This is a genomic window from Deinococcus pimensis DSM 21231 (genome assembly GCF_000519345.1).
Lineage (GTDB): Bacteria > Deinococcota > Deinococci > Deinococcales > Deinococcaceae > Deinococcus_A > Deinococcus_A pimensis.
Genome location: NZ_KI912677.1, coordinates 1 through 20,440, shown reverse-complemented (window position 1 = coordinate 20,440; position 20,440 = coordinate 1). Strand labels below are relative to the sequence as shown.

Sequence of the window (20,440 nt, the reverse complement as noted above, 5' to 3'; positions counted from 1 at the left end):
CTGCCGTTCACCACTACATCCAACAGCTCGTAGGTCCGCCTTCAGCCATAGGAGAGCCGATGAAGTCCAAAAGCCCGTTCGCTGCCCGCCCCCTCCGTACCCTCGCCGCACCTCTCGGCATCGTTTCGCTCGCGCTCGCCCTCGCTGCCTGCGGCAGCACCGGGCCTGCCGCCACGCCCACGGCCAGCGACCCCGTCGCCACGCCCCAGACGATCGACGCCGGGAACAACAGCCTCGTCTTCGAGCCCTTCACGGCGAGCACCAACGCCTGGGGCCCGGTCGAGCGCAACCGCAGCAACGGCGAGCAGGGCGCCAGCGACGGCCGGACCATCACGCTCAACGGCAAGACGTACAGCCAGGGCTTCGGCACGCACGCGGGCAGCAGCATGAGCTTCAACCTCGGCGGCAAGTGCGCCACCTTCACCTCCGACATCGGCGTGGACGACGAGGTCGGAGGCGGCGGCAGCGTGGTCTTCCAGGTGTTCGCCGACGGCGCCAAGGTCTTCGATAGCGGCGTCATGACCGGCGCGAGCGCCACGAAGCAGGTCAACGTGAGCGTGGCGGGCAAGCAGGAACTCAAGCTCGTCGTCACCGACGCCGGGGACGGCAACACCTACGACCACGCCGACTGGGCCAGCCCCATGCTGCTCAACTGCAGCGCCACCGGCACCACCGCCCCGGCGCCCGCCCCCGCGCCCGCCCCGGCGCCCAGCGGCAACGTCACGTACAGCGGCCCCATCACCATCACGAAGGGCGGCACGTACAGTGGCAACTGGGAAAGCCAGGACCCCAACGTTCCCGCCGTGCGGATCTCCACGAGCGAGCCGGTCGTCATCGAGAACAGCAACATCCGTTCCAAGGGCAACCTGATCCTCGGCGTGCAGAACCGCCTCACCATCCGCAACAACCGCCTGTACGCCGTCAACCCCAACGTGTACGGCAAGATCGCCGGCAAGGCCGTCGTCGCCGAGGAGATCTACAACCTCCGCATCGAGAACAACTACTTCGAGGGCACCAGCGGCGTCTACCTGCGTCAGTTCCGCGGCAACCCCGGCGCTGGCGAGACCATCAAGATCCTGCGCAACAAGTACCGTAACGTCGACGGACGCCAGAGCAACGGCCAGGGCGGCTACCTCAACGCCCAGACCATCACCCAGGCCGTCCTGTTCAACCAGGTGCAGCGGGTCCCCAACATGGAGATCGGCTGGAACGAGATCATCAACGAGCCCGGCAAGAGCTGGCCCGAGGAGAACATCAACATGTACGTCTCCAGCGGCACCAGCGACAGCCCCCTGCTGATCCACAACAACTACATCCAGGGCGCCTACAACGCCGACCCCGCCAACAACCCCAACTATGCGGGCGGCGGCATCCTCGTCGGAGACGGCACCACCGGCGACCCCAGCCTCTCCGGCAACACCCGCGTCTACAACAACCAGGTCGTCGGCATCTCCAACCACGCCTTCAACATCGTCGGCGGCGTGAACAGCCAGTTCTACAACAACCGCGTCGTCGCCAGCGGACGCCTCCCGGACGGCCGCCGCATCGCCGCCAGCATCGTCGGCCTCGTGATGTGGGACATCAACAAGCAGGGCAACTACTCGCCCGCGACGTTCTGGAACAACCAGATGCGCGACAACACCGTCGCCGTCACGAATGTCCGCACCGACGGCAGCACCTTCAACAACCCCTGGTGGTGGGGCACCTGCAACCTCTTCAACTCCACCTGCGGGAACAACAACTCCCTCGGCACCGCCACGCTCGACATGGAGCGCGCCGAGTACAACAACTGGCTCAACAAGCTCTCCAGCAACGGCGTCAAGGTCGGCCCCTGATCCAGGGAAGGACCAGAAGAAGAGCGGGAGACCCACATGGGTCTCCCGCTCTTCTCGTGCATGCTAGAACGCGTCCGCACCGTACTTGTACAGCGTCACGGTGACCAGCGCGCCCCGGGGGCCCGTGAAGGACACGTCCCGCAGATCCCTGGCCCCCGGCGCGAGCTCGTAGAAGAAGGACGTGTCGTAGCGGGGCGCCGTGACGCTCGACGGACGCCAGAACTCGACCCGCTCGCTGCCCGCGCCGGAGTTCAGGTCCAGCGAGAAGGACTCCACCTTCGGTCCCTCGAAGCGCATGCCCACGAAGTACCTCGACCCGACCGACAGGGACGACGCCAGACGCACCGCCGCCCGTGCCGCGCCCGACATCCCGATCCTCGCCGTTCCCTTCGCCACGGCCATGGGACGCGCGTACGCCTGATAGATGGTGGGTTTGTACTCCCGCGTCGCCCGCGCGCTGAAGTTCGGGTTGAGCGCGCCCCACACCAGCAGACGCGGCTCGGGCATACCGAGCCGTCTCGTGGAGAAGAACGTCGTGAGGGCCGAGCAGCATCCGCCGCCGTTGATGGAGGCGTCCACCACCGGCGTCGCCAGCCGGGCGCTCAGCACCTTCGGGAAACCGAAGTACGAGTAGGCGAAGCTGTCACCGACGACCACCACGTCCTGCCGGGCCTCGCCCAGAAGACCCTCGGGAGCGTCGAGGGTGACGTCGAAGAAGGTCCGCTGCTCCGGCGGATCGAGCGTGATCCCGCACGTCCGCTGCAGTTCACCCGCGATCGAACCGCCGTAGGCCTCGCGGAAGGGCCGCAAGTTCACGGTGGAGGGCGCGCCCAGCGGGACGCCGCTCGCACGTGCGAGCGACGCCACCCGCGTCGCCGTCGCCTCGACCGCCTCACCTGTCCAGTGATGGTCGTGCTTGGTGTAGTACTCCTGAGCGGCCGGAAGATCGCGCGCGACCTCCTCACCGTCGACGACGGCGATCCCGACCTTCCTCAACGCACCGAGCAGTGCCTGGTAGCGCGTGTGCGCCACGCCCGGATCGAACCGCCCGGGCAGGGGATTGTTCGCCGCCGTGACGTACAGGTCCGATTTGTACGGCACGGGCGCGACCACCAGGGTCAGACCGCGCCGCCGGAGCAGCCGGGAGAACTCCTCCAAGTGACGCGCGTCCTCGGACGTCCAGGGCACGTAGTAGTCGAACTCCGGCAGGACGAACAGCCGATCGTCGATCGAGGTGATGAACCCGGGCCGGGCCGGGTCCCGGACGGCAGGGCACAACGCCGGGCCTCGCGCCGCCGCGTGAGCGCCGCCCAGCGAGAGGGCCGCGAGCGCGAGGACGGCTCGCCCCCTCGGGAGCGTGCCCCGTGCGTTCACGAATCGAGCGCGCACAGCTGGCCCGTGAGTTTGGCAGGCTTGTCGTCCGCCCGGACGGAGACCGTCTTGAGCGTCCTGCCCTTCGCGAGCGCGAGGTAGAAGTCGGTCCGGTTGCCCTTGTACCAGTCGTTGCCGGGCCGGTTGAGCGTCACCTTCTCGGTGGAGCCGTCATCGTAGCCCAGGGTGAGCTCCACCTTCTGCGTGGGCGCCCCGAGGTGCAGGTGCACGGCGCCACGCTGCCCGAGCGCCGGGACGTTCGCCCACGAGAAGGGCGCGTCCGAGGTCCCGTCGAGCGTGAACTTCGACGCGGGCTTCGCGCAACCGTCGAGTTCCGCCGTGACCTGCCGGTACACCGTCGGATCGCTCGAAATGCTGCCCAGGAAGGGCACCACCACGAACTTCGGCAGCTTCCCCACGAACTTCGGGTCCGCCAGGTAGCCCGTCAGGGACCCGAACGAGCCCGCGCCGGGCAGGGAGTAATTCACCGTCCGCAGTCCCGTCTTGGCCTCCAGGAACGGCGCGAAGTTGTTGTCCGGGGAGGCCAGACCGAAGCTGTCGCCGAAGACCCCGACGACGGCGTCCTCGTCGTCGAGCAGGCCGCCGCCCTTCACGGTGAGCGTCGCCTTGTAGGCGGGCATGATGTCCGACTTCGTGCCGCACAGGGAGAAGTACCGGTCGGCGAACGAGCCGGAGTTGAAGCCCGCCCGCTCGACCTTCACGCTGACGTCCTCCGCCTTGAGCTTCATTCCGCGAGCCGCGATCAGGCGCTTGATCTCGGCGGCGACCTGACCGGCCGCCACCTCCGCGCCCGACGTGGTCCAGTGATGGTCACGCGGGTAGAAGAAGCTCTCGCCGCGACTGCCCGGCTGGTACGACAGGATGTTCGGCAGGAGGTTCACCACGGACGTACCCGAGGACCGCGCCGCGTCGATCATCGCCTCCCAGGTCGTCTGATACGTCTGCGGAGAGAACTTGAGGTTCGGGTACTTCCGCAGGTCGATCTTGGAGATGTACTTCGACGGGCGGCTCGGCACCGGCACCATGACGAGCTGCGCGCCGCGTTTCTCGAACGCGGCCTGCATGACCTTCAGCTCGTCCACGGCGGGCAGGGCGATGTTGTCGCCGAACTCCCACGGCTCGAAGATCCAGCCGTTGCCGCCCGAACCGAAGATCATGTAGCTGGCCTTGTCGCAGGGCGTGGGTGTGTCGGCGGACTGCGCGCCCGCGCAGCCGATCCCAAGGGCCGCCATCAGACCGACGAAGTGGAAGATGACTCTTTTCATGTGTGGATCTCCTTGTCGCGTGCCTCGAAGCGCGCACGAGCAGGGTTCAGGAACCGGCGTTCGGGTACGGGACGGTCAGGAAGCGCTCCGGAAGCTCCCAGATCACCAACCTGAGGTCCGGGTTCGTGGCGGCCTTGCCGCGCAGAAAGCTCCGCATCGGCACCATGGGGCCCTGGCCCTCGCGGGCCTCGTTGACGACGTCCGCGCCAAGCGCCTCACGCAGCGCCCCGTCGAAATTCCACGTGGCGTTCGCGCTGTAGCTCGTCCCGACGAGCGTGGCGGAGATGACGGGGTCGCCGAGGAGTCCGCCGCCCGCGTCGGTCCGCTCGGTCTTCGGGGCGCGCACCACGTCCGGCGCGGGCAGATGCGCAGGCGAGACCGGCAGGAAGCGCGTCAGGTCGCCCTCACGGTTCACGGCGGGCCCGGTGGCCGTGCGGAACTCGCCGGGCGCGAGCCCGAGGTCGGGCCAGCGACGTCTCGTCTCCGCCGCCACGGCGCGCGCGGCCACCCGCGCGCCCAGCGGCGTCCAGTGCGTGTCGGTCCTCAGGAACAGCGCGCCGGACGTCTTGGCGGCCAGGAAGGGTCCGGCGAGGTTCACGTTCGCGACGCCCGCCCGGTCCAGCGCGCCTGCGAAACGTCCCAGGTCGGCGTCGACGGCCCGGGGCACGCGGTAGCGCCCGAGGTGCTCCGGGTACACGCGCGCCTTGGCGGGCACGAGCGTGACGAGCAGACGGACGCCGCGCGCACGCAGTTGCCGGTCCACGGCCCGCACGTAGTCCACCTTGCGGGCGAGTTCCCTCCCGGCGTCCGGTGGGCGCTGGAACTCCTCGCTGGTGTAGAGCCAGCCGTCCTGCCCGACCAGCACGCCGGGACGGCCCTCCCGGAAGAGACCGTACCCGATCTCCGCCCAGACGCGCACACCCGCCTCACGCAGGGGCAGATTCCGGTCGAGGGTCGTCTCGAAGGCCTTCGCCCAGTCGCCCGTCACGACGTCCCGGCCACGTGGAAGCTCACGGGTGGGTGCGGGCCACAACGTCATGGGCAGGCCGAGGGTCACGCAGGCCAGCAGGAACGCGCCCGGCAGGTACCGCAGGCCCCATGAGCCGCGCGGACGCGGGGCGCTCAGGGTGTCTTTCGCGAATTCGGACATGCGCGCACCTCAGAACTGGAAGTAGAGGAAGGGCGTGTAGGACTGCGCGCTGAGCTTCAGAACGCTCATCACGAACAGGGGCGGCACCACCAGCGTCGCCGCGTTCGTCCACGCCACGGCGCCCGCCGTACGCGCCCGCGCCGCCAGCGAGCCCCAGAAGGGCGCGAGGTACACCAGCAGCGTGCCCGCCACGAGCGTCACGACCTGCACGCCGCTCACCTGCCAGGCGAGATCGTCGCTGAGCCGCACGCCGTTGAGCCCCAGCATGCCCCGGTAGATCCCGAACGCCTCGGCGACGTTCGCGGCGCGGAACATCACCCAGCCGAGGACGACGAGCACCATCGTGCCTGCCACGCCCAGCATCGGCGCGACCGGACGCCACAGCCGGCGCTCGCCCAGCAGGCGTTCGAGCGCGAGGATGCTGCCATGCCACGCGCCCCACAGCACGAAGGTCCAGTTCGCGCCGTGCCACAACCCACCGAGCACCATCGTCAGCCAGAGGTTCAGGTACGTGCGGGCCCGCCCGCGTCGGTTCCCGCCGAGGCTGATGTACAGGTACTCGCGCAGCCACGACGAGAGGCTCATGTGCCAGCGCCGCCAGAACTCCGTGATGGAGCGGCTGATGTACGGGTGGTTGAAGTTCTCCGGGAAGCGGAAGCCCATCATGAGCGCCAGCCCGATCGCCATGTCGCTGTAGCCGCTGAAGTCGAAGAAGAGCTGCAGCGTGTACGCCAGGGCGCCCAGCCACGCGTCCGCCAGGGTGGGGTTCGGCGCGGCGAACGACGCGGTCACGAGCGGCGCGAGGGTGTCCGCGATCAGCACCTTCTTCGCGAAGCCCACCATGAAGCGCTGCGCGCCGTCACTGAAGTTCGCGAACGAATGCGTGCGGCTTCGGAACTGATCCGCGAGCAGGTTGTACTTCAGTACGGGCCCCGCGATGAGGTGCGGGAACAGCGCGATGAACGCCGCGAAATCCAGCAGGTTGCGTGTCGGCGGTTCTTCCTCGCGGTAGACGTCCACGACGTAGCTGATCGCGTGGAAGATGAAGAACGACAGCCCGATCGGCAGCAGCACCGGCGTCCACGAGAACGGCTCGAAGCCGAAGCCGCGGACGAGCGCGTTGAAGGAGTCCACCCCGAAGTTCGCGTACTTGAAGTACCCCAGCGCGCCGAGGTTCAGCACGATCGACGCGGTCAGCAGTCGGCGCTTCCTCGGCTGGGGCGCCTGGTGAATGGCGAGCGCGAAGACGTACCCGAGCACGGTGATGCCGACGAGCAGCCACAGGAAATCCAGGCGCCACCAGCCGTACAGCACGTAGCTGCCCACCAGGATCCACGCGGACTTCGCCCGGAACGGCAGCAGGTAGTACACCGCGAGGAAGGCCGGGAGGAACAGGAACAGGAAGACGTTGCTGGAGAAGACCATGCGCTCACCGCGTCTTCGTGGCGCTGCGGACCCACGTGGCGGTGGGCTTGCCGCCCGCGTCGGTCACGATGACCGCGTAGGCGACGCCGCGTTCGAGCTGCACGTCCTTGAACGTCGCGAGGTTCGTGGCCTTGGAGAAGACCGCGAGGTCGACCTTGACGCCGTTCACGGCGCGCGTCTTGGTGGTGTTGGGCGTGACGCCCTCCACGACGGTGAGCTTGCCGTCGGCGGTCTTGAAGTCCACGGTGGCGAGCTTGGAGAGGTTGTAGACCGCCACGAGCGCCTTGGCGCGGTCGTCGTTCGCTTCGTCCGTGAGGAGCGTCACCCTGGGCGCGTCCGCATTGCCCGTCACCGCCACCGAGTAGAACCGTCCGGCCTCCACGGTCACGGCTCGGGTGGAGCGCCCCACCTTGAGCGTCACGGCGCCCTGGGGAACGACCACGTACGGGGACGCGTTGCGGGCGCGGGCGCTGGCGCGCACCGTGCCGAGCGGCACGTCGAGCGCGTCCGCCGTGCCGTTCACGACGCGTACGAAGGCGCTGTTGGGCGGTGGGGCGGGATCGTAGAGCTGCTCCAGCCCGCTCTGTGCTCCCGCGATCGAGGCGAGGGCGAGGATTACGAGTACCTTGTGTCGTTGCATGCGGTCCTGTGCCTCCCTGGCGAACCATCGAGCTTCCGACCTTGAGACGGCGTGCGCGGAGGGGGAGACGCACAGGGGAGGTGGTCGGTTCCGGCGCGCGGCAGCCCTCATCGGGTTCACGCGCCGGGTTGGATGGATCGTGCCCATGATGCGCGGGAGGGCGTTAAGACCTCGCTAACTGTGTGAGAAACCTCTCAGGAACGGACCGCGTCGCGTGTCCGCTTCAGCCGGTCCGTCACGGCACGCAGGAGTTTGCGGGACAGAACGCGCAGTTCCGCGCTCGGGCCGTACAGCGTGACGAGCAGCATCGCGCCGCCGCCGACGACGAGTTCGACCGCGATGATCACGAAGGGAGACACCCCCGACGAGCGCAGCGGCCACACGGCTGCCAGCAGCGCCACACCCGTCAGCAATCCCGCCGCCAGCCCTTCGAGGTGCGCCCGGAGGATCGCGCCGCCGTGACCGCCGATGATGCCGCGCGCCACGAACGCGTACGCGACGTCGCGCATCACGCCCACCACGAACAGTGCGAGCGCGAAGCCCGCCAGACCCAGCCCGGCGCGGTGCGCGCCCCAGAACGCCGCGGCCAGCACAGCGAGATACACCGTCTGCACGGCGATCTTGACGTTGAGCCGCGCCGTGGCCTCTGCGAGGACCGCCGCGAGGTTGCTCAGCACCGGGAAGGGAATGAACAGCGCGAGCACCTGCATCACCGGCACCGCCGCCGCGAACTTGTCGCCGAGCAGCACGTGGACGATCTCCGGCGCGCACACCAGCACGCCGAAGGCCAGGGTGAACAGCACCAGCGACAGCGCCTGCAGGCCCGTGAGGTACCCGGTCCGCAGCTTGGCCTGGTCGTCCTGCACCTGCCCGAACGAGGGCGCGAGCACCCGGGTGAAGTTGCGCGCGAGCCCCAGGAGCGGCATGCAGACCGTGTTGTAGGCGCGGTTGTACAGGCCCAGCGTGGCCGAGTCGTACAGCCGCCCGATCATCAGCGTGTCGATGTTCGAGCTGAGGAACTCCAGAAAGGTCACGAGCGTCGCGCGGCTGCCGAAGCCGAAGAGGTCCCGGTACGCGGACCAGCGGAAGATGGGCCGCAGCGAGTGCCGCGCGAAGGCGTACGTCACGACGAGCTGCACGACGTACTGCACCGCCACGCCGATCGGCAGGCTGAACGCGCCGAAGCCCAGGTACGCCATGCCCACGCTGGTGACGCCGATGCCCAGCACGTACGACGACACCTCGGCAATCATGATCGGCTTGAAGCGGAGCGCGCGCCGCAGCAGGCTCGTCGAGACGATCACGAGGGTGGAGAGGATGTACGACGCCGCGTAGGCGCGCGCCACCGGCACGACCGCCGGGTCCTCGAAGTAGGGTCCGGCGAGCGGCGCGATCACCCAGGCGAGCGCGGTGGAGAGCAGACCGAGCACCACGGACGCCGTGAAGGCCGCGCGGACGTTCTCGTTCGTGAGGGTTTTCTTCTGCACGAGCGCCACGCCGACGCCGAGATCCGCGAGGAAGTACCCGGCGGAGTACAGCACCGTGGCCGCCGCGACCACGCCGAACTCCTTGGGTCCCAGCAGGCGGGCCAGCAGGGCCGAGAAGAGCGGTTGCAGCAACAGGTTGGTGAAGAAGGAGAGGTAACTCCACTTCAACGCGTGGAAGGTCCGGTCTTTGAGGGTCGTCATGACCGGTCGTCGCGTTGCCCGGTCACCTTCATGACCGCCGTGAGTACCTTGCATTGCCGTGCTTGACAGACTTGCATGTTGAGGGGCCTCGAAGGGGAACGTCAGGCTCGGCCTGGAAGAGGGTGGGCGCGGGAAGCGCCCGGTCAGTGGTCCTTGGACTCCACGGCGCGGACGGAGTCGGCCCGTGAGACCGGGCGGGACGCCGGGCCGGGATCGCGGCGCGAACGGTCGAAGGCGGCGCGCAGACGCCTGCGGGATTCGAGCGGCAGCATCCAGGTGCTCAGGAAGCGGCCGACCTCGAAGGGGCGCGGCCGGTGCCCGAGCAGTTCGGAGAGCAGGGGCAGCATGGCCGATCGGTCCGCCGCCTTCTGCGCGTAGGGCGCGAGGTGCGAGTTGATGAAGCCCACGTAGGCGCGTTCGGACATGAAGCCGCCGCGAAGCATCTCCTGAGCCCAGGTCAGCCCGGCACGCCAGTCCAGATGACGGCTCATGTGCTCGCGCGCCTCCTCGAAGTACCAGACGGCCGTCGTGCCGCTCACGAACTCGAAGCCGACACCCTCGTGCGCGGCGGCGCGAAGCACCCAGTCCCAGTCCTGCTGCTTCGGCAGGCCCTTGGTGAAGGGAACGTCGAGCAGCAGCTGGCGCCGCGTGAAGATCACCGAGCTCATGAAGCCGCAGGGCCGCGCGAAGGCGGAGCGGCGCGCGAGCATATAGTCACCTATGGACTCGCCGGGATCGGGGAACCGGGGCGGGTTCTCCGTGTCCCCGCGGGGCGTGCGGGTCACCCAGCTGCCCACCACGACGGGGAGTGGACTGGCGGAATGCCGCGCCGCCTCCAGCTGCCGTTCGAGCTTGGTCGGAAACCACTCGTCGTCGTCGTCGAGCAGGGCGATCCACTCGCTGCGTGCGGCGCGCACGCCGACGTTGCGGGCCTCGGACCCCCCGACGTTCTCGGGCAGCGCGACGACGCGCAGGCGGTCGTCCTCGATCCTTTCGAGGGCGGCCGCGGTGTCGGGATCGGGACCGTCGATCACCACGACGACCTCGATGTTCGCGAGCGTCTGGGACAGCGCGCTGCGCAGAGCCCTCCGGACGAGCAGTTCGGGACGACGAAGGGTCGGGATGACCACGGAGACGACGGGTTGCCCGGAAGTCTCGCTCATCCCCTCACCCGCTCGTCGTGGTGGAGAACAGGAGAGGAACCTTCGAGTCGGCGCGGAAGTCCTCGACGGTGCGGCTCAGGCCCTCGATGAGGCTGACGCGCGGCGTCCAGCCCAGCAGATCACGCGCCCGCGCGATGTCCGGTTTGCGCTGCTTCGGGTCGTCCTGCGCGGCCGCCTCGAAGGTCACGTCCAGCGACGGATCGATCAGGTCGCGGATGAGGTGCGCGAACTGCACGATCGTGTACTCGTCCGGGTTGCCCAGATTCACCGGCTCGTGATACCTCACGCCCATCAGTCGCACGATCCCCTCGACCAGGTCGTCCACGAACTGGAACGACCGGGTCTGCGAGCCGTCCCCGTGAATGGTCAGCGCCTCGCCGCGCAGCGCCTGATGAATGAAGTTCGTCACGACCCGCCCGTCGTCGTGCCGCATCCTCGGACCGTACGTGTTGAAGATGCGGATGATGCGGGTGTCCACCCCTCGGTCGCGGTGGTAGGCCATGGTGATCGCCTCGGCGTAGCGTTTGGCCTCGTCGTAGCACGAGCGCACGCCGTTGGGGTTGACGTGCCCCCAGTAGCTTTCGGGCTGGGGGTGCACGAGGGGATCCCCGTAGACCTCCGAGGTGGAGGCGAGCAGGAAGCCCGCGCCGTGCTGACTCGCGAGGTCGAGGGCGTGCTGGGTGCCCTGCGCGCCGACCATCAGGGTCTCGATGGGGTACTGCTGGTAGTGGGGGGGACTGGCGGGGCTGGCGAAGTGCAGGACCCAGTCGAGCCGCTCGCCGTCGTAGGGGAGGTGACGGCTGACGTCGGCCTCGATGAAGCGGAAGTTGGGGTGCGCGAGGAACAGCTCCGTGTTGCGGCGCTGGCCGCTGAGGTAGTTGTCCAGCCCGACGACGGTGTGGCCGTCGCGCAGGAAGCGCTCCACCAGGTGGCTGCCGACGAATCCGGCGCTTCCCGTGATCAGGATCCTCACGCCGTCACCTCCGCCGTCCGCTTCGCGCGCGGCTTGCGGCCGATCTGCTCGACCTCGCCGAACTCCGGAACGTCGCGGACCACGCCACGCGCGTCGATGATCAGCGGGCGGCGCATGCCGCGCATCAGACGATCCCAGTCGAGGTTCCGGTACTCGTCCCATTCCGTCATCACCAGCACCGCGTCCGCGCCACGCACGGCCGCCTCCACCGACTCCGCCTCGGTGTAGCTCAGGTGGCTCCACTCCCGCCGGGCGCGCTCCATCGCGATGGGATCGTGCGCGCAGACGGTCGCGCCCAGCTGCGTGAGCCGCTCGATGCAGTCATGCGCGGGCGCGTCGCGCAGGTCGTCGGTGTTCGGCTTGAACGCCATGCCGAGCACCGCGATCCGCTTGCCCTTGAGGCGGTGCAGGTGCTGCTGGAGCTTGCTGATCACCAGGTGCCGCTGACGCTGGTTGATCTCCACGGCGGCGCGCAGGATCGGCATGCTGTAGCCGTACTCCTCACCCGTGCTGATCAGCGCGCTGGTGTCCTTCCCGAAGCACGAGCCGCCCCAGCCCGCTCCGGCCGCGAGGAAGCGCGGCCCGATCCGCGAGTCGCAGCCGATGCCGCGCGTGACCTCCTGGATGTCCGCGTCGACCCGCTCGCACAGCCCGGCGATCTCGTTGGCGAAGCTGATCTTGAGGGCCAGGAAGGCGTTCGCGGCGTACTTGATCATCTCGGCGCTCGACAGGCCGGTCGTGACGAGTTCGGGCCGCGTGTACCCCGAGGGGCGCGGCACGTACGCGGGCGCGTCGAAGGACTGCTCGAGCAGGGGCGCGTACAGCTCCGACAGGCGGGCGGTGCCGCGCGGGTCCTCGCTGCCGAGGACGATGCGGTCCGGGTAGAGGCTGTCGTGCAGGGCGGTGCCCTCGCGCAGGAACTCCGGGTTGCTCACCACGACGTAGCGGTTGGCGTGCGAGTCGACGGCGTGCTCCTCGATGATGCGCGCCACCCAGTCGCCCGTGCCGACCGGCACGGTGCTCTTGTTCACGACGACCTGCAGTTTGCCGTTGAGGTTCTCCGCGACGCTCTGCGCGGCCTTCGCGACGTAGCGCAGGTCAGGCTGGCCGCTGGGCAGCGGGGGCGTGCCGACGCAGATGAAGATGACGTCCGCCTCGGGGATGGCGCCCGCGTAGTCGGTGGTCCAGGTGAGGCGGTCACGGCTGTCGACGAGGAGCTGGTCGAGGCCGGGCTCGTAGATGGGGAGCTCGCCGCGGGTGAGCATGTCAATCTTGTTCTGATCGACGTCGATGCCGGTGACGTGATGGCCGAGGTACGCGAGCATCACGGCGGTGCCGAGTCCGACGTATCCCGTGCCGACGACGGCGACGTTCAAGGACTGGATTGGTTTCATGGCTTCCTCCTGAAACTCCCAATAAGATGCAGGGAGTCGCGTATCAACGCGCGTATCTTAAAAATCGGGCCGCTAAAAAAAGATAAAAGCGAAGAATTCGTGAACGTACGCCACGAAGGACCCATCTCGTGGCAGGGCGGGCTCATGAGGAGAGCCCGCCTCCATCAACGTTGCGCCGTGAGGGATCTGCGGCGCGCGTACCAGTCGCAGGTCCGGTCGAGGCCGTCGTGCAGCGGCGTCCGCTCGGTCCAGCCGCTCTGCCGGAGGGTGTCGAGTCCCGCCCGTCCCGCGGGACGGGCGGTGGAGCCCGAGAAGTCGATCGTTCCCGCGTAGCCGACGGCCAGCCGGATCCCGCTCGCCACCTCGCACAGCGTCGGCGGTACGGGCGGGCCGAGGTCGACGGCGCCCGCCTCGGATTCGCGCTCCATCGTGTACAGGCAGGCGTCGGCGAGATCGTCGACGTACACCAGACCGACCGTCGTTTCGGGATCGACGGGCAACGTCACGGCGGACGCGCCCGTCTCCTTCGCGGCGAGCAGCTCGTCGACGAGGGACGCGATGAAGTGCCCGTTCGCGTTCTCGACGTCCACCTCGGGACCGTACAGGGCGGACACGACGGCGCTCTTGAAGTCGCAGCCGTACTGGGTGCGGTAGCTGTCGCACAGCTCCACCGTGACGGAACGCGCCACGGAACACGCCCGGCCCGTCTCCTCCAGGAGCTCCGCGCGGTACGGCTCGGGACGCAGGGACGGCAGCGTCAGGCCGAGCAGTGCGTGCCCGCAGTCGAGGTTGAGCAGCCGTTCCACCTCGTACAGATATGACGCGTGGATGACGTTCGTGGCGATCATGATGTTGTCCCGCAGCCACTGCGCCGGGTAGATCGCGTCCCCCACGACGCCGCTCACCTTCGTGGAGGAGAGGATGACGTAGTCGGGCAGTTCGCGCTCGAAGAACGCGTTGACGGTGTCCTGATCGCGCAGGTCGAAGTGACGCTCGTCGAACGTGACGATGTTGTCGTAACCGAGCCGCCGCAACTGCCGGACGACGGCGCCCCCGACGAGGTCGGCGTGACCCGTGACGTAGATCTTGGCGTCGAGGGGCAGCCTCACGAGGCCCTCCCCCCGAGCGGTCGGGCGTGCACACGGCGCCAGTCCCGGCCACGTCCCGAGGTCCGCACGTCGCGCGTGTCCCGCCCGCCGCGGCCGCGAGGTGCGACGTGAGTCCTGTCCGTCGCCCGACGGGCGGCGTGGTTGCTGGCGACCGTTCTCAAGGCTAGCTCCTCACCAGGCCCTGCTGACGTTGGCGCTCGTACCACGCCAGCGTCCGCTCGATGCCCTCACGCAACTCCACCCGCGCGCTCCACCCCAGCTTCGAGAGGCGCGACACGTCCATCAGCTTCCTCGGCGTCCCGTCCGGTTTGCCCGCGTCGAACACCAGCTCCCCCCGGAACCCCACCACTTCCGCGATCAATTCCGCCAGCGCCCGAATGCTCAGGTCCACGCCCGTGCCCACGTTGATCGGTCCCGCCTCCGAGACCTCACGCATGATGAACACGCACGCGTCCGCCAGGTCGTCCACGAACAGAAACTCCCGCAGCGGCGTCCCTGACCCCCAGATCTCCACCGAGGGGGCGCCGCGCTCCTTCGCCTCGACCATCTTGCGCATCAACGCCGGCAGCACATGCGAGCCGTGCAGGTCGAAGTTGTCCTCCGGTCCGTACAGGTTCGTCGGCATCGCGCTGACGAAGTCACGCCCGTACTGCCTGCGGTAGCTGTCGCACAACTCGATCGCGGCGATCTTGGCGATCGCGTACGCGCGGTTCGTCTCCTCCAGCGGGCCCGTCAGCAGGGCGTCCTCGGTCAGCGGCTGCGGCGCCAGACGCGGGTAGATGCACGACGAGCCGAGGTTGAGCAGCTTGGTCACGCCCTGCTCGTGCGCGGCGTGGATGACGTTGGCGGCGATCATCAGGTTGTCGTACAGAAACTGCGCCGGGAGGGTGCTGTTCGCCAGAATCCCACCGACCTTCGCGGCGGCGAGGAACACGAACTGGGGTCGTTCCTCCTGGAAGAACGCGCGGACCGCCGCCTGATCCCGCAGGTCCAGCTCACGGCTGGTGCGGGTGATCAGGTTCGTATGGCCGTCCTGTTCGAGGCGCCGCACGAGGGCGCTGCCGACCATGCCTCGGTGGCCGGCCACGTAGATCCTCGCGTCCTTGTTCATCACGGGCATCGCTCCGCCCTCCGTTCCTGCTGCGCTGGGTGTGCCGTCGGCGTCATGGCGGCTCAGTGCGCTCCGACGCCCTTGAGGGCGATCTGATGCCCCGCGTCGATCAGCGTCTTCTCCTGACGCGCCAGCTCCAGGTCGTGCTCCACCATCTCCTTGACCAGCGTCTCGAAGCTGGTCTTCGGGCTCCACCCCAGCTGCTCGCGCGTTTCCTGCATGTCCCCGAGCAGGTAGTCCACCTCCGCCGGGCGGAAGTACCGCGGGTCCACCTCGATGTACGCCTCGGCGTCCAGTCCCACCAGCGCGAAGGCGCGCTGCGCGAACTCACGCACGCTGTACGCCTCACCCGTCGCGATCACGTAATCGCGCGGCGCGTCCTGCTGCAGCATCAACCACATCGCCTCGACGTAGTCGCGCGCGTGCCCCCAGTCGCGTTTGGCGTCCAGGTTGCCCAGGTACAGCTTGTGCTGGAGGCCCATCTTGATGCGGCCGACGGCGCGGGTGATCTTGCGCGTCACGAAGGTCTCGCCACGCCTCGGGCTTTCGTGGTTGAACAGGATGCCGTTGCAGGCGTACAGGTCGTAGGCTTCGCGGTGGTTGACCGTCTGCCAGTAGCTGTAGACCTTGGCGACGGCGTAGGGACTGCGGGGGTGGAAGGGCGTGCTCAGGCCCTGGGGGGGCTTGGCGGCGCCGAACATCTCGCTGCTGCTGGCCTGGTAGTAGCGGGTGTGATGACCGGTGCGCTCGCGGAGGTCGCGGATGGCTTCGAGGAGGCGCAGGGTGCCGAGGCCGGTGATGTCGGCGGTGTATTCGGCCTGGTCGTAGCTGACCTTGACGTGGGATTGGGCGCCGAGGTTGTAGATCTCGTGAGGCTGGAGTTTCTCGATGAGGGTGCGGAGGGCGGAGCTGTCGCTGAGGTCGCCGTAGTGGAGGAAGAGGCGGGCGTCCTGTTGGTGGGGGTCCTGGTAGAGGTGGTCGATGCGGTCGGTGTTGAAGCTGCTGGCGCGGCGGATGATGCCGTGGACCTCGTAGCCCTTGTCGAGGAGCAGTTCGGTGAGGTAGCTGCCGTCCTGCCCGGTGATGCCGGTGATCAGTGCCTTCTTGGTGGTCATGCGGAGTTCTCCCTGTTGTGCGTGGTGCGGAGCCCGAGGACCTGCATGGCCATCAGGGCGACGAAGCGGGGGTTGTGCTTGGCGTAGCGTTTCCAGAGTCGGCGGGGCTCCATCAGGAGCCGGAACGCCCATTCCAGGCCGACCTTCTGCAGGACCGAGGGCGCCTGACGGACGCGGCCGGAGTGGAAGTCGAAGGCGGCGCCCACGCCGAGCATCACGGCGGGAATGCGGCTCACGTGCTCGGCCATCCACTTCTCCTGCTTGGGGCAGCCGATGCCGACGAAGAGGATGCGCGCGCCGGACTCGGCGAGTTCACGGGTGTAGGCCTCGTCCTCCTCGGGGGTGAGGGGCCGGAAGGGCGGGGCGATGCGCGCGGCGATCTCGATACCGGGGAAGCGGCGCTGCAGGAAGGTGGTGAAGGTCTCGAGGCTCTCGGGGGTGCCGCCGTACAGGGCGATGGGGAGACCCTCGCGGGCGGCGGCCTCGCAGACGTGGAGGGTGAGGGTGGGGCCGTAGACGCGGCTGGCGTCCCTGACGCCGAGGCCCCTGAGGGCCCAGACGAGGGGCATGCCGTCGGGGGTGACGAGGTCGGCATGGTTGACGACGCGGGAGAACTTGGGGTCGTCGTGGGCTTCCATGACCATGTGGACGTTGGCGATGCAGACGTAGCGTCCGCGGGCCTGACGGGCCCAGTCGGTGATGCGGCGCGTGGCGTCCTGGTAGCTGGTCGCGTGCGTCCGCATGCCCACGATGTGACGTTCCGCGAGGGTCATTCGGCCCTCCGGACGCTGACGCGGTGTGATAGGTCGTGCATGATCGGGGTCATCAATGAACTCCTTGACGTTGAAGGCTGCATGTCCGAGGAGGACGGGGAAGGGACGCACGGCGACCGCCGCCCGACTCGCTCGGGTGTGGTCATCGTGCCTCGCACGGCGTTACGGGCACGCTAACGTCCGTCGCCTCTCACGGGACAGCCCTGGGTCTCGTCGGTCCGGACTTCACCGACCGAAACGGACGGACTGTCAGATGAAGACGAGCCGTTTCCGTCGAGTTCATGCCTTCCGGATGCCGATTTCGCGTCGCCGCGCGCCTCCGAACCTGACGCCAATCTGACGGGGAACTGACCGCTCCTCGTGGGGTCCAGAGTAAATTCTCATGTTTTTATGGGTCATTTAACGGTTACTTCACAGGAAGCACTATGCTTTAACGTCCCTGCTACGCTATTGGCAGGTCACTCACCGGACCGTGTTGCACCATTTTCAACGTCGGTCGTACATACAACATCTCAACCCCGACTTACTTCCCTTCCCGACTTCTACCGGCGATGCCTGATCAAAACGGAGGCAGCCCATGTTGACCATTCATCTGCTCGGTCATGCACACGTCACCCTGCACGGACGGACCTTCCCCATCTCGGCCAAGGCCGTCGCGCTCATCGCGTACCTCGCCCTCGAAAAGGTGCCCCAGCACCGCGAGCGTCTCGCGGACCTGCTCTGGAACACCGCCGAGGCCCGCAAGAACCTCCGCGTGGAACTCGCGCGCATCCGCTCCGCCGGCCTCAACATCTTCCCGGCCAGCCGCCAGCTGCTCTACCTCGAGAACGTCGTCACCGACTTCGAGGTCTGGCGCGACCGACTCTCGCACGACATGAACGAGGTCGAGCTCTCCTCGTGGCTCACCACCCTGCGTGGCCTGCCCCTCAGCGGCCTCGAGGACCTCGGCAACGCCACCTTCCAGGAATGGGTGGAGCAGCAGCGCTGGATGCTCAGCCAGCAGGTCGAGCAGTGCCTGCGCAAGGCCTACTGGCGCTTCGCGCGCGAGAACCATGTCTGGGCGACCCGCATGATCGCCGCGCGCGCCGAAGCCCTCGGCTTCGAGAACCCCGCCGACGCCGAGATGGACGACGCGCCCCTCGAACCCGAACGCACCGAGACGCCCGCTCCCGTCACGTCCCTCGCGCCGCGCGGCCCCCGACCCGGCGTCCCGCACTTCGAGCGTCCCCTCGAGGAGCAGGCCCTCCTGCACAGACTCGAACGCGCCCGCGAGGTGCCGCAGCTCGTCGTGCTGCACGGCGAGCCCGGCAGTGGCAAGACCTACCTCACCGAACGGCTCGCCCGCCGCGTCGACGGCCTCACCGTCCGCGTCGCGCACAGCAGCTCAGGACGTCTGATGCTCGCCACGCTCGCGCAGGCCCTGCTGCCCGTCAGCGACGCCGACTGCGCCGAGGCCCTCGGACGCGTCCTGCTGCACCCCTCCACCCTCGACGAGGACGTCGTCAAGATCGGCGTGGCCCTCTCACGACTCGCGAAGCCCGTGCTCGTCGTCGTCGACCACGCGCACCACGCGCCGCAGGAGGCCGCGCCCCTGCTCGACTACCTCCTGCGCGTCCCCGCGTCGGCGGAACGCATGTTCGTCCTGCTCAGCCGCGAACTTCCCACCCAGGCGCCCCTCACCCGCGTCCTCACGCGCGGCCTCGACCGCGCCGCCTGCCTCGACCTCGCGCTGCCGCCCCTCACGCAGCAGAGCGTCCAGCGCGCCCTGGAGCAGGAATTTCCCTTCGAGCCCGCCCGGCGTCTCCAGACGTACGCGACGCGCCTCCTCCAGAGCAGTGGCGGCAACCCCCTGCGTGTCCTGAGCCTGCTGGAGCAGGGCGACCTGCGTCACGTCACCAGCGCCCACATCCCTCCCGCCGTCCGCGAGCGCTACGACGCCGAGACCGAGACGTGGCCCGCCGCCCTCCACGACGCCATGAGCGCCCTCAGCGTCGTCGCCGGACGCTTCGACCGCGACGTCGCGCACGCCCTGCTCGCGCAGCACGACCACCGGACCGTCGACCGCCTCATGGAGGACGCGCTCGCCCGCCGTATCCTCGTCGAAGCCGGCGCCGTCGGCGCGCTCCGCTGGCCCGCCCTGGACGAGGAACCCCCGCTCGTCGAACGGCCCGGCTACCGCTTCGTCAACGAGGGCCTGCGCGTCACCCTGAGCGGTCGCCTGCCCCAGTTCACCCGTCAGGCGCTGCGCGCCCGCCTCGCCGACGTCCTCGCGCAGGACGCACCCGGCATCGCCGGGTACTACGCGGAACGCGCCGGTCTGCGCGACCTCGCCGAGACGCTGCGCCGCCGCCACCGCGACGCCCTGCCCGCCGACCATCCGCTCGCCCGCGTCTGCCCGGGCACGACCACCCGCCCTACACGCGGCGTCGCTCCCGAACCCGCGCGTGGACAGAGCGTCCCGCGCCCGCCCGCGCAGCACGCCGGCTACCTCGTCGCGACCGAGGAGGGCACCTGGCTCGGCATCCGCAGCGAGGGCCGCTACGGCCACCCGGACACCCTCACGCTCCGCTTCACCCTCCCGGCCGTCAACGACCCCGACGCCGAACTCACCCTCCACTGGCGGCTCGACGTGTACGGCGACGGACGGGAACTCGCGCCGGACCTCGCGCCCTTCCCCCTGCGCCTGCGCGCCGCCAACGCGGGCACCGCGCACGTCCTCACGCCCGAACCCACACCCACGTACGTCGAGGACGGACTCACGCACCACGTCCACGACGACGCCGGACTCGGGTACTGGATGGAGTACCGGCTGCGCCTCACCCCCGAGGAACTCGCCGCACGCACCCTGGAACTCGACGTGCGCGCCCTCGACGTCGCCCTGACCATCGCGAGCCTCCGCTGGGGCGAACACGAACTGCTCACGTTCGGCGCGCCGCAGGGCGTGCCCACCGAACGTGAACGGCACCGCGAGGCCTCCGCGTGGACCGAACGGCCACTGCTCACCCGAGGCCGCGAGCACAGCGTGAACTGAAGCGCCCACGACGGCGAACGTCCCGGGCGGTCCGCGTGAACGGCGGACCGCCCGAGACGTTGCGTTAGCGCCGATCGGCGAACAATGAGTGACCTCCTCACGGCAGGTCAATTCACGTCATCTTCCTCCCAGAAAGGGAAAGGACGAGTCATGGTCGATCCGTACCGCTTTCATGGCGCCCGGCGCCTCGCCCTGGGCCTCGCCCTGGGTCTGACGTTATGGAGCTGCAACTCACCGACCTCCACGCCTCAGCCGGGTGAAGGAAAGAACCCGTACGCGGGGGGTCGGAGCTACCCGTGGAGCGCACCCGCGCAGATCGACCCCAGCAACCCCTACGCCACCCCCACCCCCTGGCCCACCTGGACCAGCCCCACCG

The 20,440-nt window shown here is 68.7% G+C and carries 16 protein-coding genes; 3 read left to right on the top strand and 13 right to left on the bottom strand.

Going from position 1 to position 20,440, the window contains the following annotated elements; all coding sequences use genetic code 11:
• The first annotated feature begins 59 nt into the window (after positions 1–59).
• On the top strand, positions 60–1,835 hold the full coding sequence (locus DEIPI_RS0125995) for an NPCBM/NEW2 domain-containing protein (protein ID WP_027483712.1): 1,776 nt from the start codon (positions 60–62) through the stop codon (positions 1,833–1,835).
• Between the two features lie 63 nt (positions 1,836–1,898).
• On the opposite strand, the gene DEIPI_RS0125990 is transcribed toward DEIPI_RS0125995, so the two are convergent.
• From DEIPI_RS0125990 to DEIPI_RS0125930, 13 genes are all read right to left on the bottom strand, one after another.
• A complete protein-coding gene (locus DEIPI_RS0125990; RefSeq protein WP_169737224.1) occupies positions 1,899–3,209 on the bottom strand; it encodes an alginate O-acetyltransferase AlgX-related protein in 1,311 nt (436 codons plus the stop codon).
• The gene (locus DEIPI_RS0125985) at positions 3,206–4,492 is read right to left on the bottom strand and encodes an alginate O-acetyltransferase AlgX-related protein (RefSeq protein ID WP_027483710.1); all 1,287 of its coding nucleotides are present in this window, start codon (positions 4,490–4,492) and stop codon (positions 3,206–3,208) included. The genes DEIPI_RS0125990 and DEIPI_RS0125985 overlap by 4 nt, the downstream gene beginning before the upstream one ends.
• A gap of 46 nt (positions 4,493–4,538) precedes the next feature.
• Entirely contained in the window at positions 4,539–5,642 is a 1,104-nt protein-coding gene (locus DEIPI_RS34775) for an alginate O-acetyltransferase AlgX-related protein (protein ID WP_052352037.1), read from the bottom strand.
• 9 nt (positions 5,643–5,651) lie between these two features.
• Positions 5,652–7,067 (bottom strand): MBOAT family O-acyltransferase, encoded by a 1,416-nt coding sequence (locus DEIPI_RS0125975; protein ID WP_027483709.1) that lies wholly within the window; start codon positions 7,065–7,067, stop codon positions 5,652–5,654.
• A 4-nt stretch (positions 7,068–7,071) separates the two neighbouring features.
• Positions 7,072–7,707 (bottom strand): alginate O-acetyltransferase AlgF, encoded by a 636-nt coding sequence (locus DEIPI_RS0125970; protein WP_084475004.1) that lies wholly within the window; start codon positions 7,705–7,707, stop codon positions 7,072–7,074.
• Positions 7,708–7,901: 194 nt separating this feature from the next.
• Positions 7,902–9,395, bottom strand: coding sequence for a lipopolysaccharide biosynthesis protein (locus DEIPI_RS0125965; protein ID WP_027483707.1), 1,494 nt, complete (start codon positions 9,393–9,395; stop codon positions 7,902–7,904).
• A gap of 143 nt (positions 9,396–9,538) precedes the next feature.
• Positions 9,539–10,558 carry a glycosyltransferase family 2 protein gene (locus tag DEIPI_RS34770; RefSeq protein ID WP_045235233.1) on the bottom strand — a complete coding sequence of 340 codons (1,020 nt, stop codon included), beginning with the start codon at positions 10,556–10,558 and terminating at the stop codon, positions 9,539–9,541.
• A 4-nt stretch (positions 10,559–10,562) separates the two neighbouring features.
• Positions 10,563–11,531: a UDP-glucuronic acid decarboxylase family protein gene (locus tag DEIPI_RS0125955; protein ID WP_027483706.1), complete on the bottom strand. Its 969-nt coding sequence runs from the start codon at positions 11,529–11,531 to the stop codon at positions 10,563–10,565.
• On the bottom strand, positions 11,528–12,925 hold the full coding sequence (locus tag DEIPI_RS0125950) for a UDP-glucose dehydrogenase family protein (RefSeq protein WP_027483705.1): 1,398 nt from the start codon (positions 12,923–12,925) through the stop codon (positions 11,528–11,530). Before DEIPI_RS0125950 ends, DEIPI_RS0125955 begins: the two co-directional genes overlap by 4 nt.
• A gap of 164 nt (positions 12,926–13,089) precedes the next feature.
• Positions 13,090–14,034, bottom strand: coding sequence for an NAD-dependent epimerase/dehydratase family protein (locus DEIPI_RS0125945; protein ID WP_027483704.1), 945 nt, complete (start codon positions 14,032–14,034; stop codon positions 13,090–13,092).
• 163 nt (positions 14,035–14,197) lie between these two features.
• Complete coding sequence (locus tag DEIPI_RS0125940) at positions 14,198–15,154, bottom strand: GDP-L-fucose synthase family protein (protein WP_281173270.1); 957 nt, start codon at positions 15,152–15,154, stop codon at positions 14,198–14,200.
• A gap of 53 nt (positions 15,155–15,207) precedes the next feature.
• Complete coding sequence (gene gmd / locus DEIPI_RS0125935; RefSeq protein ID WP_027483702.1) at positions 15,208–16,260, bottom strand: GDP-mannose 4,6-dehydratase; 1,053 nt, start codon at positions 16,258–16,260, stop codon at positions 15,208–15,210.
• Positions 16,257–17,033, bottom strand: a complete 777-nt coding sequence (locus DEIPI_RS0125930) for a WecB/TagA/CpsF family glycosyltransferase (RefSeq protein WP_027483701.1) — start codon at positions 17,031–17,033, stop codon at positions 16,257–16,259. The genes gmd and DEIPI_RS0125930 overlap by 4 nt, the downstream gene beginning before the upstream one ends.
• 577 nt (positions 17,034–17,610) lie before the next feature.
• Between DEIPI_RS0125930 and DEIPI_RS34765 the strand changes: the two genes are divergently transcribed.
• Both DEIPI_RS34765 and DEIPI_RS34760 read left to right on the top strand, forming a co-directional pair.
• Entirely contained in the window at positions 17,611–20,064 is a 2,454-nt protein-coding gene (locus DEIPI_RS34765; protein WP_052352036.1) for an AAA family ATPase, read from the top strand.
• A gap of 150 nt (positions 20,065–20,214) precedes the next feature.
• Positions 20,215–20,440, top strand: a 226-nt coding sequence (locus tag DEIPI_RS34760) for a hypothetical protein (protein ID WP_045235232.1), incomplete at its 3' end; no start/stop codon positions are given.